The organism is Ruegeria sp. BG9, from assembly GCF_056538305.1.
Map to the genome: position 1 here is coordinate 1 of NZ_JBQFSY010000017.1, position 13,241 is coordinate 13,241.

Consider the following 13,241-nt stretch of genomic DNA (forward strand, 5'->3'; position numbering starts at 1 on the left):
AAATCTGACTCTGACGCGGGATGGAGCAGCCCGGTAGCTCGTCAGGCTCATAACCTGAAGGTCGCAGGTTCAAATCCTGCTCCCGCAACCAGCGTCAGAAAATCCAAAACAGCCCGTTCAGACTACAATTGATCCCCGGATCAATTGCTTAACGTCCTAACCTCGTCAGCCTCATAACCTAAAGGTCAGAGGTTCAAATCCTAACCCCAAAACCAATACTCTAGCTCAGATATCAAGCACTTAGCCTCGCACCACGCGAGGCTTTTCGGTTCCAGAAACACCGCTGGAAGCACTGTGAATTCAACACGAGCGGCGATCTTGTTCTTCAGGCTACTAAGTATCACCTAAACTCAGAGACCGTGTGCACGCATCACAGCGTGCTTTTGGGTGCTGCTGTACGGGACTAGGTCATCAGTCTGCGTTGTCGGCTCGTTGGACTTAGGGCCTTAGTCCCTTTTCGTAACATTTTCCTCAAAGGCGACCTTGAAGGCGGCCTGTTTGTCGGGGCTGGCTTCGGTCTGGTAGTTGGCTTTCCATTCATCCATGGTCATGCCGTAGAAGATCTGACGGGCTTCGTCTTTGCCCATCTCAATGCCTTTTTCATTGGCTGCTTCTTGATACCAGCGTGACAGGCAGTTGCGGCAGAACCCGGCCAGATTCATCATGTCGATATTCTGAACGTCCGTGCGATCTTCCATCAAGTGCTTTTGCAGCCGACGGAATGCTGCGGCTTGAAGTTCGATTTCGGTTTGCTTGTCCATGGTGTGGCTCCGAGGAATTGGATGCTGTCTATTCCCGAACTAACGCTCGGACGGGGGTGTTTCAACTGACTCTGCGTTAGGCCAGTTTCAAGGCCAGCCACGGAATGACGCAGAAAATCAGCGTGAGGATTTTGTAGTTGGCCAAATACCGAAAATAGGCACGCTTCACATCAGGCCGTTCCATTTGGAACATTCTGGCATGAACCCCTGCAATCCAGTCCTGTAGCAGCACAGTCATAGCGGTTGTGAACAGCAAAACAGCGATGTTCAGTATCGCCATCCAGCCAAAAAAACTTGTCAGCAACTCTTGTGTCATGGTCGCCTCCTTCCCAGTCTCCAAAGTGGGGGTTGAAGGTGCAGCTCACAATAACGTGCGATCAAAGGCCGCTGTCAGATAGTGCATCCTGTAGGATTACGGCTAGCCTTTCGGCCCAGGCCCGTTGCCCTGCGTGATCCGCGATCAGATCATTGCGCAGCTCGATCAATGCATTTGGTCGACCATGTGAGGTGCAATGCGTGTCGATGGCATCGCCGGGAAGAACGCCGGTATAAGGCTCGTTCACGCCGACGCACAGATTATCTTCGGCCTTCAAGCGGTTGATCAGAGGGCGTGAGAAGCGCTCATCCGGGGTGTGCAGAACGCCTACATGCCAAGGGCGTGGTTCGCGACCGCGGAGTTGGCGGGTGAAAGAGTGCATCGACACAATCACCGCATGAGGCAGGGCGGCCAGCCGCCCAAGCGCGTCGTGATAAGGGCGGTAGCACATGTCCAAACGCCGTTCACGCTCGGTCGCATCAGCGTGGCGATTGCCGGGAATGATCGAACCGTCATAGAGCTTCATCAGCAGGGTCGGGTCATCCTCACCCCGGTTTGGATCAATCACAAGGCGCGAGAAATTGGCTGCGATGACCGGCGCGTTCAGGATCTCGCCCAGATGTTTCGAGACCTCGTAGGCGCCGACATCATAGGCGATGTGGCGTTCCATATCTTCGCGCGGCAATCCCAGATCCCCGCCGTTGATTTCGGGGGGGACGGTGTTGGTCGCATGATCGCAGGTGATCAGCCATCGGGACGGGCGATCCTCGCCATGGATAAAAAACGGAGTGTATGTCATGTGCCTGTCATCAAGTTTGCGGCAGGTGTATGGCAGTTGCTTCCAAAAGGGAATTGCGCAATAACCACCCCCATACTGTTTGCGGTAACATTGCCGCATCACCGAGGGATTGAGGAGAGCGAAACCAGTGCGACGCCTTAGAAATGTAAAAATCGTGGCGACGCTGGGACCGGCGTCCAATGACTATGACACCATCCGGGCTTTGCATGAGGCCGGGGCCGACGTCTTTCGCCTGAACATGAGCCATGGCAGCCATGACGAGATCCGTGAACGGCATCGCATTATTCGTCAGGTGGAAAAGGATCTGGACAGCCCGATCGCGATTCTGGCCGATCTTCAAGGCCCGAAGCTGCGTGTTGGGGTTTTTGCCAATGATGCGGAAGAACTGGTAGAGGGCGCGGCGTTCCGGCTGGACCTCGACCCCGAGGCCGGAGACATCAACCGTGTCTGCCTTCCACATCCCGAGATTTTTGCGGCGCTGGAACCCGGCGCTCGGCTGCTGGTCAATGACGGCAAGATCCGTCTGACGGTGCAGGACTGCGGTCAGGATTTCGCCAATTGCACTGTCGAAGTCGGAGGGACGATCTCGAACCGCAAGGGTGTGAACGTGCCCGATGTGCTGCTGCCACTGGCAGCCTTGTCGGCCAAGGATCGCGACGATCTGGAGTTTGTGTGCCAACTGGGTGTGGATTGGCTGGCGCTTAGCTTTGTGCAGCGGGCCAAGGACGTGTTCGAGGCGCGTGCGCTGGCGGATGGACGGGCGTCGATCCTGTCGAAGATCGAAAAGCCCGCAGCGGTTGAGGCGTTTGACGATATCCTCGACGCATCAGACGGGATTATGGTGGCGCGCGGCGATCTGGGGGTTGAGTTGCCGGTTTCGGCTGTGCCCCCGATCCAGAAACGTCTGGTTCGCAAGTGCCGTGGTGCGGCCAAGCCGGTGATTGTCGCGACCCAGATGCTCGAGAGCATGATCGAAAGCCCGATGCCAACCCGCGCCGAGGTCTCGGACGTTGCAACTGCGATTTACGAAGGCACGGATGCCATCATGCTCAGCGCGGAATCTGCGGCAGGTTCGTACCCAATTGAGGCCGTGCAGACCATGAACAAGGTCGCTATCGAGGTCGAAGCCGACCCGACCTACACGCAGATCATCGCCGCCTCGCGTACTGCCAAAGGGTCGACTATCGCGGACGGTATCGTGGCAGCTGCGAGGGAGATCGCGGAAAAGACCGACATCAAAGCGATCTGCTGTTTCACCCAAAGCGGCACCACAGCACTGTTGACTGCGCGTGAACGTCCCGGTGTGCCGATCATCGCCATGACGCCAGCGACCGGAACCGCCCGCCGTCTGTGCCTGAGCTGGGGTTGCCACTGTGTGATGACGCCCGAACTTGAGAGGTTCAAAGGGGCCGTGGTCAACGCGGCCCGCGCCGCGCGCGCAGGGGGCTTCGCCGCCGAGAGCGATCAGATCGTTGTCACCGCAGGCGTTCCGTTCAATGTCCCCGGAACCACCAATATTCTGCGTATTGCCCCTTGTGACGAGCGTCTGATCTACAACACCGATCCGGGATGAGTCCGCCCGGATTTCAGGAGGGATCATATTGAGAACTCTCAAGCCGCCTAATTTTTAGGCGGCTTTTCTTGTTTGTTTTCAAGGGGAAGATGCCCGTAGGGTTGTATTTAGCAAAAATGCCTCTGTTTTTTGGTGATTTTGCCGGATACTGAACCTTAGGGCGATCATCTCAGATAGTTCCAGGTTCCGGTCGCCCTACCGGGGGCACGGGTCCCGGTCAAACCAGAAAAAAAATGGAGGAACGTCATGACAACAAAGATTGTCATTGGACTGGACGGGACAGAAACCGGAGAGCGCGCTATCGCCTTTGCCAAGGATTTGGCCGGGCGGATTGGCTCATGCGAAATGCTGGTTGTTTATGTCATCGAATGGTCCCCTTTCACTTTCCAAACACCGGAAGAAAACGCCCAACGGCACAAGCGGCGCGAGGAAGAGGTCGAACTGGCCACCTCGCGGATCATTGCCCCTACGGTTGAGGCGCTAAAGGCCGATGGGTTCGAAGCGCACGGCATCGTGCGCCATGGCGACGTGGCCGAGACGCTGAACGCGATCACGGTCGAAAACGGCGGCACTCAGATCATCGTCGGCCGCGCCTCGGCGGATGGGTTCAAGAAACGGCTGTTTGGAAGCTCGACTCAGAACTTGGTCATGCATGCCGACGTGCCTGTCACGGTCGTGAACTGAGCGGAGGGATTAGGATGAATATGCTTCAAAAACTGGGCCTTGGTGCGACCATGGCTCTGATGTCTGGCCCCGCTTTCGCGCAAGAGGCGCCCGGTCTGGACGAGAAGATCAATCAGGCTTTCGCGGATTTTACCGGCCCCTTCGTTAGCTTTATCTTCGCGCCGTTTCCGGGCACTGGATTCCCATGGATCGTGGGGTGGCTGGTCGTCGCGGCCACAGTTTTTTCGCTCTATTTTGCCTTTGTGCAATTCCGATTCTTCGGACACTCGATCAGCTTGGTTAAAGGCGATTACTCCGACCCCAATGACGCGGGTGAGGTCAGCCATTTTCAGGCCCTTGCCACCGCTTTGTCGGGGACCGTTGGTCTTGGGAACATCGCCGGTGTGGCGGTTGCCATCGGGATCGGTGGACCGGGTGCTACATTCTGGATGATCGTCGCCGGCCTGCTGGGCATGGCGTCGAAATTCACCGAATGTACTTTGGGTGTGAAATACCGAAATGAATATGAAGACGGCACCGTTTCGGGTGGCCCGATGTATTACATGTCAAAGGGCTTTGCGGAACTGGGCCTGCCGGGCGGCAAGATCCTGGCCGTGCTGTTCTCGATCTTCTGTATCCTTGGCGCATTGGGCGGGGGCAACATGTTCCAGGCCAATCAGGCGCACCAGCAGATTGCTGGGATTGTCGGAGACTATCCAGGCTGGATCACAGGTTTGGTCTTTGCGGGCATCGTCTTTGCGGTGATCGTGGGTGGCCTGAAATCCATCGCGCGTGTGACCGAGAAAGTCGTGCCGTTCATGGGTGTCATGTACGTGCTGGCGGCGCTGGTTATCATCCTGATGCATGCAGACCAGATCGGGTGGGCCTTTGGTCAGATCTTCGCAGGTGCTTTCACCGGTCTCGGCGTTGCTGGCGGTATGGTCGGTGCGCTGATCCAGGGCTTCCGTCGTGCGGCGTTCTCGAACGAAGCAGGCGTGGGTTCCGCGGCGATTGCGCACTCAGCCGTACGGACCAAAGAACCGATCACGGAAGGCTTCGTCTCGCTGCTTGAGCCGTTCATCGACACGGTTGTGATCTGTACCATGACTGCTCTGGTGATCATCATCACCCAGCAGCTGATCGTTGATCCGGCAACCGGCAACTACATGCTGAACGAAGCAGGTAATGCGATTGCAACGGTCGACGGCAATACCGGCGTCAGCCTGACCTCGGCGGCCTTCGGCAGCGCGTTCAGCTGGTTCCCGTTCATACTGGCGATTGCCGTGGTTCTGTTTGCCTTTTCGACCATGATCAGCTGGTCCTACTATGGCCTAAAGGCATGGACCTATCTGTTCGGCGAAGGTCACACCAAAGAGTTGGTCTTCAAGATCATCTTCTGCATCTTCGTTGTCATCGGTGCGGCGGCCAACCTTGGCCCGGTCATCGATTTCTCGGACGCGGCGATCTTCGCGATGGCGGTTGTGAACGTCTTTGCTCTCTACTTCCTGATGAAAGTCGTGCGTCAGGAGCTGGCGTCCTATTCCGAGCGTCTGAAGAGCGGCGAAATCCGCAAATTCAGCCACTAAGCTCTTCACCGGGGCGGCCCTGTGCTGCCCCGGTGCATTGGCCGCTGCGAAAAGCGCAGATTCTGGGCCAAACCCCCTTGTCAGTATGACAGAACTTGCGTAAACGGCGCATCTGATCGCGTGACCGGCCGAGATGGCATGCCGAGTCGCGTTTAGTACCGAACCCTGAAAGGAGACGGAAATGCCTAAGATGAAGACCAAGTCGAGCGCCAAGAAGCGCTTTAAGGTGACTGCGACCGGTAAGGTCCTTGCTGGCCAGGCCGGCAAACGGCACGGCATGATCAAGCGGACCAAGAAGTTCATCCGCGACGCCCGTGGCAACACCACCCTGTCCGCCCCCGACGCCAAGATCGTCAAGGGCTACATGCCCTACGACCGCTAAGAGGAGATTAAGAGATGTCCCGCGTTAAAGGTGGAACCGTAACTCACGCCCGTCACAAGAAGGTTATTAAGGCCGCCAAAGGTTACTATGGCCGCCGCAAGAGCACCTTCAAGGTTGCCCGTCAAGCCGTCGACAAGGCCAACCAGTATGCAACCCGCGACCGCAAGAACCGCAAGCGCAACTTCCGCGCTCTGTGGATCCAGCGTATCAACGCTGCAGTCCGTTCGCATGACGAGGCTCTGACATATTCCCGCTTCATCAACGGCCTGAACCTGGCCGGTATCGAAGTGGACCGCAAAGTTCTGGCAGACCTGGCCGTACACGAACCGGAAGCGTTCGGTGCGATCGTCGCCAAAGCTCAGGCCGCCCTGGCTGCCTGATCTCTGAAAAGAGAGACAGTGAACAAAGGGCCGTCCCATTTGGGGCGGTCCTTTTTGTTTCGGATGTGCCTGTCCCTCAAAGGGGGCGCGTTCAGTCCTCGGCCGGAGGAACGGCGCGCTGATATAGGTGCCATGTGGTGTGACCAAGGATCGGCAGGGTGAAGATCAGGCCCAGAAAGGCTGGGATCAGCGAGAGCAGCATGGTTACCGAGATGATTGCTGCCCAACCCAGCATCACCACCGGGTTCTCGGTGACGACCCGGATCGAGGTCAGCATGGCTGATACGAAGTTGGTCTCTCGGTCCAGAAGCAGCGGCATGGCGACGACGGTGACCGAAAACAGCACGGCCGAAAGGCCCGCGCCGATGCAGGTGCCGATGGCTAGAAACGTCCAGCCTTCGGGCGTGAAGAAGACGGTGTTCAGAAATCCGTCAAAGTCCGAGAAGGACGCATTTTGCAGGATGATCGCCAACCAAAGGCGCACCTGATAGACCCATACCCAGAAAATGAACAGGGTGACAAAGGCCATCCAGCCCATCTCGCGTTTGCGTTGATTGGCCATCACCGTCAGGATATCGGACCATCCGAACTGTTCTCCGTTCTGCAATCGTCGCGACATCTCATAGAGCCCGGCAGCGGCAAAGGGCGCAACCAGTGGAAAGCCCACAATGGCCGGAATGATCATCCAGACCTTGCCGAGCCAGATCAGGCACCACACAAAGACAATGCCAAAAACGGCATAGAACAGGCCGAAAAACCCGCTCATGACAGGGCGGGCCACAAAGTCCGCCACGCCCGCCTTCAACGAGTCCTTGATGTCCTGCGCGCTTACTGTGTTGACCTTGAGCGCTGCACCTTGCGGCGATGCCATGTCGCCCGACGGTTCCGAGTCTGAGGTTTTGGGTGTCATGATACACTCCCCTGCATGCAAGTCTGCGACGGTTGATGCGCAAGAGCAAGAGGTGTGTCTGATCGTCTGGTTCGCAAAAAGGCTTGCGGCCCAGAGGTCGGGAAACCGGGGCGTGATCCCCCGGTTTCCCGGTTTTCATTCGCTAGCCGAACACACGTCCCAGCGCGCCGTCGACCGCATCGGTGATCTGGTCGATATCATCCGCCGTCGCGATGAGCGCAGGCGAGAAACACAGCGTGTTGTTGCGACCCGGCAGCGAGCGGTTGGTCGCGCCGATGATGACACCCTGCGCCATGCAGTCTGCCACAACGGCCTGTACCTTCTTTTCGTCCATCGGTTCACGTGTGGAGCGGTCCGCAACCAGTTCGGCACCCAGGAACAGGCCTTTGCCACGCACATCGCCGATGACCTTATGCTTCTCCATCAGCGCTTGCAGGTTACCCATCATGCGATCGCCCATGTCGACGCAGTTGCCCAGCAGGTTCTCATCCTCGATGATGCGCATATTCTCGATCGCCGCGGCCGGACCAGCGGTGCAGCCGCCGAAGGTCGAGATGTCACGGAAATAGTTCATCGGATCCGCCGCGTCGTCTTTGAACATGTCAAAGACCTCTTCGGTGGTGACCAGACAGGCGATGGCCGCATAGCCCGAGGCAACGCCTTTGGCCATGGTGACAAAGTCAGGCTTCACGCCATACTGTTGGTAGCCAAACCAGGTACCCGTGCGACCGACGCCGCACACAACCTCATCAATATGCAGCAGCACGTCGTACTTCTTGCAGATCTCCTGAACGCGCTGCCAGTAGCCTTCGGGTGCTTCGATCACACCGCCACCTGCGGTCACAGGTTCAAGGCACAGCGCGCCAACGGTGTCTGGCCCTTCGCGCAGGATGACCTCTTCGATCTGGTCGGCGGCCCACTCGCCAAAGTTTTCCTCCGGCGCGCCGTTCAGTTCGTGCTTGCGGTATTCCATGCAATGGGGAACACGTACGAAATCCGGAGCAAACGGGCCGTATTGCGCGTTGCGCTCATCCTGACCACCCGCTGACATCGCCGCCAGAGTCGAGCCGTGATAGTCGCGATCGCGATACAGGATTTTGGTCTTTTTGCCGCCATAGCGCTTATGCGCGATCTGACGGATCATCTTGAAGGCTTTCTCGTTCGCCTCGGAGCCTGAGTTTGTGTAGTAAACGCGGCTCATGCCCGGCATCTTTTCGATCAGCTTTTCCGCGAAGATAGAACCGGGAATCGACCCTGCCGAATTCGCAAAATAGCAGAGCTTCATCAGCTGGTCATAGACCGCCTTGCAGATGGATTCGCGGCCGTAGCCGACGTTCACCGTCCAGACGCCGCCAGAGACCGCATCCAGATGCTCTTTGCCCTTCTGGTCCCAGACACGCATGCCTTTGCCTTCGACAATGATGCGGGGATCGTTTGTTTCAAAGGGTTTATGCTGGATCAGGTGGTGCCAGATATGGGCGCGGTCGGCCTCGACCACGCGGGAAAGATCGTTTTCGTTGAACGTGCCGTCCATGACATGTCCTTTCAGTCTGATGCGGTGTGCAGATTGTGGGATCGGTCCCACGATAGCAAGTAAATGCGATGGCCCAGATCACCGCGAATGGGGTCGCGAATATAGGGCCAGATGTCATCATAGCGTATCGCCAGAGCCCCGCCACTTGTCGTATTTCTACAAGATAGTCACAGCCTCGTGTTTATGGTCATGTGGCGACACACGCGAATTGGGAGGGTTGGCGGATGCAAGCAGCCAATATGTATGAGCGTCATCTGGATAAGAACCGTGCGAATTACACGCCGCTATCCCCGCTCAGCTTCATCGAACGGACGGCGGCGGTGTATCCCGACTACCCGTCCGTCGTCTATGGAGACCGTCGCTACAGCTGGGCGCAGACCTATGCGCGCTGCCGCCGTCTTGCCAGCGCCCTGACGGCCCGTGGGGTGGGCAAGGGCGATACCGTCTCGATCATCGCCGCCAACATCCCCGAGCTCTATGAGGCCCATTTTGGCATTCCCATGGCCGGCGCTGTTTTGAACGCGATCAACACGCGCCTCGATGCGCCGATCATCGCCTTCATCTTAAACCACGCCGAGGCCAAGGTGCTGCTGGTCGACCCCGAGTTTTCTGCCGTCGTCAAAGAGGCGCTGCCGCAGGTCGATCATGACCTTCTGGTGATCGATATCGAAGATCCCAGCTTTGATGGTGGCGAACGTCTTGGCAGCCTGACCTATGACGCCCTGCTGAACGAAGGCGACCCCGAGTTTGACTGGTCACTGCCCGCGGATGAGTGGGATGCGATTACGCTAAACTATACCTCTGGCACGACCGGTAACCCCAAGGGCGTGGTTTATCACCACCGGGGAGCCGCCTTGAACGCGCAGTCCGATCTGCTGGATTGGGGTATGCCGAAGCATTCGGTCTATTTGTGGACCCTGCCGATGTTCCACTGCAACGGCTGGTGTTTCCCCTGGGCCATGGCGTTGAATGCCGGGGTCTCGGTCTGCTTGCGCGCGGTTCGGGCCGAGCCGATCTATGCCGCCTTCCGGGAAGAGAAAGTCACCCATTTCTGCGGCGCGCCTATCGTTCTGAACATGCTGGCGCATGCCCCCGATCACCTCAAGGATTTCGACCACCAGATCAAGGTAATGACCGCTGGTGCCCCGCCGCCCGCCGCCGTGATCGAAGCGATGGAGGGGATGGGCGTCGAGGTGACCCATGTCTACGGCCTGACAGAGACCTACGGCCCTTCGGTTGTTTGCGCGTGGAAGGATGAATGGAACCAGAAGAACGCGGCTGAACGGGCAGCCCTCAAGGTGCGTCAGGGCGTGCGCTATTCAGCGCTGTCCGGCCTGATGGTGGCCGATCCCGAAACGCTGGAGCCCGTGCCCGCCGATGGTGAAACCATGGGTGAGATCTTCATGCAGGGCAATGTGGTGATGAAGGGCTACCTCAAGAACCCCGATGCCACCGGTAAGGCCTTTAACGGCGGTTGGTTTGCCTCGGGCGATCTGGGGGTGATGTACCCTGATGGTTATGTCGCGCTGAAGGACCGGTCCAAGGACATCATCATCTCGGGCGGTGAGAATATCTCATCCGTCGAGGTTGAAGGCGTCCTCTATAAGCACCCCGCGGTCATGGAGGCCGCAGTGGTCGCCCGCCCGGATGAGAAATGGGGAGAAACCCCCTGTGCTTTCGTTGAGCTGAAGCCCGAGGCCAGCGCGACCGAGGCCGATCTGATTGCGTTCTGTCGGGACAACATGGCCCATTTCAAAGCGCCCAAGACGGTGGTGTTCGGGACTTTGCCCAAGACATCCACCGGCAAGGTTCAGAAATTCGTGCTGCGGGATCAGGCGCGGGCTTTGGGCTAGGCCTTGTCGAAGATCGTCAGGTCCAGATCCAAAAGCTCACCCATCCACAAGGCGTGATCCCGGTGATCGGCAAGATGATCGCCGGTTTCAGCATGGGTGAAGATCGTCAGGCCCTGCCGGTTGAGCATCAACCACGGAATGACCTGATCGAACGCGTCGGCGGCAAAGCCCAGCTGGCAGCTCCACCTCGGATGCGGGCCAACCGGGCGCGCGTGCATACGCCCCATTTGGACCGGAAAAAGGCGGGCGGCCTCTTCGCAAATCTGTTGCGCTAAATCCTGTGTGTCGGCGTCGAAATAGACATGGGCGTGATAGCCGGAGATCTCAGACATCGGGGGCCTCATTGCTTGGATGCAACGAACCTAGGTGTTCTTGGTCCTCAATCCTACCAACACCGGCACACAGGTGCTGTGCGGCATGGCTCAGGGTTTGAGAGGGTCCTCCAGCGCCGGTAGCACAGTGCCATGGCAAGTCCCGAACCCGATTGTATAGCCATCCCCCTGCGCGGAGCCGGACAGCGTGAGCGTGTCTCCGTCCTCAAGGAAGCTGCGGGCCTCACCGGTTTCAAGGCTCAAGGGGTCTTTGCCGCCCCAGCTGAGTTCCAGCAGCGAACCTCGGGTATAGCGCGTCGGCCCGGAAATCGTGCCGGACCCCAGCAGATCACCGGTATTCATCGGGCAGCCTGAGCTGGCGTGATGGGCCAGTTGTTGCGCGGCGGAATAGTACATCTCGCTGTAGTTCGTGCGGGTGATTGTGGTTGCCGCCTGTCCTTCGGGGGCCAGCGTCACCTCAAGCGAAAGGTCATAGAGCATCGGGCCACAATCCTTCAGGTGATCCAGCAACTCGAATTCCCGCTCGGGTGTGTCGCAGCGGAAGGGCTCCAGCGCAGGTTTGGTCACGATCCACGGGCTGATCGAAGTTGCCGTGGCCTTGGCTTGGAATGGGCCAAGAGGCTGATACTCCCACGCTTGAATATCCCGGGCGGACCAGTCGTTCAGCAACACGTAGCCGAAGATATGATCATCAGCCTGCTGCACCGAGATCGGGCCGTCGGACGGAGTGCCAACGATTGCACCCAACTCAAGCTCAAAGTCGAAGCGGCGGCTGGGCAGGAAGGCGGGTTTGTCCTGATCGGGCGACTTCAGCTGACCCCACGGGCGGCGGATATCCGTACCCGACACCACGACCGAGGATGCCCGGCCATTATATCCAATGGGAATATGAAGCCAGTTCGGTGGAAGCGCGTTTTCGGGGTCCCGGAACATCGAACCCACATTAAAGGCGTGATGCCGACCAGCGTAGAAATCGGTGTATTCGCTGACCGCGAAGGGCATGTGCATGACAACCGCGCTTTGCGGCACCAGCAGAGGCTCCACCGTCTCTTGCTCCGCCGTGCCTTCGGACAAAAGCGCCGTCAGGCGTTCTCGCAGGGCGGCCCAGACGGCGGGGCCTTGCTCCATCAGTGGGTTCCAATAGGGCAGGTCAAATAGCGGCTCATCGGTCAGGGTGATGAGTCCTTCGGCCTCGGCTGCGGTGACGTCGAGGATCATATCGCCGATGGCAACGCCGCATCTCGGTTCTTCGTCGCCAAGGGCAAACACTCCGTAGGGTAGGTTGTTCAACGGAAATGGATGGGTCACATCATTGGCCGAGGCGACCCAGGATTTCAGCAAAGGCATCTTTTGATCCTTGTCTTGGTTTATTGAGCGTCTCGCAGGGACTTCAGCCCCAGCAGAACGGCAGCCAGAATCATGAACCCGCCACCCGCGCGATCCAGCCAGAGCCGCGCAGACCCTTTGAGCCGCGTTGCTAACCAACTGGCGCTTGCTCCGTAGGCGGTCAGAAACAACCCGTCCAGGGTCAGATAGGTGGCCGAGAGGATCGCGAATTGCGGCCAGAAGGGCAGCGCGCCGTCAATGAACAGGGGAAACAGTGCGGCAAAGAACACTACTGCTTTGGGATTGGCGGCTGAGGTTATAAAGCCCTGCATCCACAAGGTTTTGCGGCTGGTCAGCTGTGCGGTTTGCGCTGTTTGAGGTTTGGCTTTGACAATCGCTTTGACACCGAGAAAGACCAAATAGGCGACGCCCAGCCATTTGATCACAGTCAGCGCTGTGCCCGAGGCTGCAATAATCGCGGCAAGCCCGAGACCCGCCGCCAACATCTGCAACAGGTTCGCCGTCAGATCGCCAGCAGCCGTGAACACGCCCCGGCGCAGCCCGTTGGTGGCCGAGTTCGACAGCATCAGAAGCTGGCTTGGTCCTGGAGTGCTCATCAGCAGCAGGACGGTGGCGACATAGGTGATCCAGATATCAAAGCTCATGGCAGGTTATTTCCTTCCCGGTGTCCCATCGAACTTTTTCTCAAGCGAGGACCAGCAGTCAATATAGTCGTCCTGCAAGGGGGCCTCGGTTGCGGCGAAGGCGGTCAGATGCTGTGGGAAGCGGGTTTCGAACATGAAGGACATGGTGTGATCCAGCTTGT

The 13,241-nt window shown here is 58.2% G+C and carries 15 protein-coding genes and 1 tRNA gene; 7 read left to right on the top strand and 9 right to left on the bottom strand.

The window, feature by feature from the left end:
* The first annotated feature begins 14 nt into the window (after positions 1-14).
* A tRNA-Met gene (locus tag ACR0I8_RS21850) sits at positions 15-91 on the top strand.
* Between the two features lie 355 nt (positions 92-446).
* Here the strand turns inward: ACR0I8_RS21850 and ACR0I8_RS21855 are convergent.
* The 3 genes from ACR0I8_RS21855 to ACR0I8_RS21865 all read right to left on the bottom strand — a co-directional run bounded on the left by ACR0I8_RS21855 (position 447) and on the right by ACR0I8_RS21865 (position 1,876).
* Positions 447-761 carry a DUF1244 domain-containing protein gene (locus ACR0I8_RS21855; protein WP_170380997.1) on the bottom strand — a complete coding sequence of 105 codons (315 nt, stop codon included), beginning with the start codon at positions 759-761 and terminating at the stop codon, positions 447-449.
* A 76-nt stretch (positions 762-837) separates the two neighbouring features.
* Entirely contained in the window at positions 838-1,077 is a 240-nt protein-coding gene (locus ACR0I8_RS21860) for a DUF6868 family protein (RefSeq protein WP_170693411.1), read from the bottom strand.
* Positions 1,078-1,138: 61 nt separating this feature from the next.
* On the bottom strand, positions 1,139-1,876 hold the full coding sequence (locus tag ACR0I8_RS21865; RefSeq protein WP_170693409.1) for an N-formylglutamate amidohydrolase: 738 nt from the start codon (positions 1,874-1,876) through the stop codon (positions 1,139-1,141).
* A 127-nt stretch (positions 1,877-2,003) separates the two neighbouring features.
* Between ACR0I8_RS21865 and pyk the strand changes: the two genes are divergently transcribed.
* The 5 genes from pyk to rplT all read left to right on the top strand — a co-directional run bounded on the left by pyk (position 2,004) and on the right by rplT (position 6,460).
* Positions 2,004-3,449: a pyruvate kinase gene (gene pyk / locus ACR0I8_RS21870; protein WP_170475104.1), complete on the top strand. Its 1,446-nt coding sequence runs from the start codon at positions 2,004-2,006 to the stop codon at positions 3,447-3,449.
* A gap of 246 nt (positions 3,450-3,695) precedes the next feature.
* Positions 3,696-4,133 carry a universal stress protein gene (locus tag ACR0I8_RS21875; RefSeq protein WP_170380993.1) on the top strand — a complete coding sequence of 146 codons (438 nt, stop codon included), beginning with the start codon at positions 3,696-3,698 and terminating at the stop codon, positions 4,131-4,133.
* Positions 4,134-4,147: 14 nt separating this feature from the next.
* Positions 4,148-5,698, top strand: a complete 1,551-nt coding sequence (locus ACR0I8_RS21880; protein ID WP_170380992.1) for an alanine/glycine:cation symporter family protein — start codon at positions 4,148-4,150, stop codon at positions 5,696-5,698.
* A gap of 181 nt (positions 5,699-5,879) precedes the next feature.
* Positions 5,880-6,080, top strand: a complete 201-nt coding sequence (gene rpmI, locus ACR0I8_RS21885) for a 50S ribosomal protein L35 (RefSeq protein ID WP_010443552.1) — start codon at positions 5,880-5,882, stop codon at positions 6,078-6,080.
* A 14-nt stretch (positions 6,081-6,094) separates the two neighbouring features.
* Positions 6,095-6,460: a 50S ribosomal protein L20 gene (rplT, locus tag ACR0I8_RS21890; protein WP_008756009.1), complete on the top strand. Its 366-nt coding sequence runs from the start codon at positions 6,095-6,097 to the stop codon at positions 6,458-6,460.
* A gap of 91 nt (positions 6,461-6,551) precedes the next feature.
* On the opposite strand, the gene ACR0I8_RS21895 is transcribed toward rplT, so the two are convergent.
* Positions 6,552-7,370 (bottom strand): DUF2189 domain-containing protein, encoded by an 819-nt coding sequence (locus ACR0I8_RS21895; RefSeq protein WP_170693408.1) that lies wholly within the window; start codon positions 7,368-7,370, stop codon positions 6,552-6,554.
* A gap of 142 nt (positions 7,371-7,512) precedes the next feature.
* Entirely contained in the window at positions 7,513-8,904 is a 1,392-nt protein-coding gene (locus tag ACR0I8_RS21900) for an aminotransferase family protein (RefSeq protein ID WP_170693406.1), read from the bottom strand.
* Positions 8,905-9,128: 224 nt separating this feature from the next.
* On the opposite strand from ACR0I8_RS21900, the gene ACR0I8_RS21905 reads away from it, so the two are divergent.
* Positions 9,129-10,757 carry an acyl-CoA synthetase gene (locus ACR0I8_RS21905; RefSeq protein ID WP_170693404.1) on the top strand — a complete coding sequence of 543 codons (1,629 nt, stop codon included), beginning with the start codon at positions 9,129-9,131 and terminating at the stop codon, positions 10,755-10,757.
* On the opposite strand, the gene ACR0I8_RS21910 is transcribed toward ACR0I8_RS21905, so the two are convergent.
* The 4 genes from ACR0I8_RS21910 to ACR0I8_RS21925 form a co-directional block, all read right to left on the bottom strand.
* Entirely contained in the window at positions 10,754-11,089 is a 336-nt protein-coding gene (locus ACR0I8_RS21910) for a DOPA 4,5-dioxygenase family protein (protein ID WP_170693402.1), read from the bottom strand. The two genes, ACR0I8_RS21905 and ACR0I8_RS21910, sit on opposite strands and share 4 nt — an antisense overlap.
* Positions 11,090-11,179: 90 nt before the next feature.
* The gene (gene fahA / locus ACR0I8_RS21915; protein ID WP_170693399.1) at positions 11,180-12,436 is read right to left on the bottom strand and encodes a fumarylacetoacetase; all 1,257 of its coding nucleotides are present in this window, start codon (positions 12,434-12,436) and stop codon (positions 11,180-11,182) included.
* Positions 12,437-12,456: 20 nt separating this feature from the next.
* Entirely contained in the window at positions 12,457-13,080 is a 624-nt protein-coding gene (locus ACR0I8_RS21920) for a LysE family translocator (protein ID WP_170693397.1), read from the bottom strand.
* Positions 13,081-13,086: 6 nt separating this feature from the next.
* Positions 13,087-13,241: homogentisate 1,2-dioxygenase domain-containing protein (locus ACR0I8_RS21925; RefSeq protein WP_480703474.1), on the bottom strand; the 155-nt coding region annotated here is incomplete at its 5' end.

Excerpts from the sequence above, each read along its gene's own strand:
- ACR0I8_RS21895 (WP_170693408.1), bottom strand. The coding sequence starts at position 7,370 with ATGACACCCAAAACCTCAGACTCGGAACCGTCGGGCGACATGGCATCG.
- rpmI (WP_010443552.1), top strand. The coding sequence starts at position 5,880 with ATGCCTAAGATGAAGACCAAGTCGAGCGCCAAGAAGCGCTTTAAGGTG.
- ACR0I8_RS21875 (WP_170380993.1), top strand. The coding sequence starts at position 3,696 with ATGACAACAAAGATTGTCATTGGACTGGACGGGACAGAAACCGGAGAG.
- ACR0I8_RS21920 (WP_170693397.1), bottom strand. The coding sequence starts at position 13,080 with ATGAGCTTTGATATCTGGATCACCTATGTCGCCACCGTCCTGCTGCTG.
- fahA (WP_170693399.1), bottom strand. The coding sequence starts at position 12,436 with ATGCCTTTGCTGAAATCCTGGGTCGCCTCGGCCAATGATGTGACCCAT.
- rplT (WP_008756009.1), top strand. The coding sequence starts at position 6,095 with ATGTCCCGCGTTAAAGGTGGAACCGTAACTCACGCCCGTCACAAGAAG.
- ACR0I8_RS21910 (WP_170693402.1), bottom strand. The coding sequence starts at position 11,089 with ATGTCTGAGATCTCCGGCTATCACGCCCATGTCTATTTCGACGCCGAC.
- ACR0I8_RS21860 (WP_170693411.1), bottom strand. The coding sequence starts at position 1,077 with ATGACACAAGAGTTGCTGACAAGTTTTTTTGGCTGGATGGCGATACTG.
- ACR0I8_RS21900 (WP_170693406.1), bottom strand. The coding sequence starts at position 8,904 with ATGGACGGCACGTTCAACGAAAACGATCTTTCCCGCGTGGTCGAGGCC.
- ACR0I8_RS21905 (WP_170693404.1), top strand. The coding sequence starts at position 9,129 with ATGCAAGCAGCCAATATGTATGAGCGTCATCTGGATAAGAACCGTGCG.
- ACR0I8_RS21865 (WP_170693409.1), bottom strand. The coding sequence starts at position 1,876 with ATGACATACACTCCGTTTTTTATCCATGGCGAGGATCGCCCGTCCCGA.
- ACR0I8_RS21880 (WP_170380992.1), top strand. The coding sequence starts at position 4,148 with ATGAATATGCTTCAAAAACTGGGCCTTGGTGCGACCATGGCTCTGATG.
- ACR0I8_RS21855 (WP_170380997.1), bottom strand. The coding sequence starts at position 761 with ATGGACAAGCAAACCGAAATCGAACTTCAAGCCGCAGCATTCCGTCGG.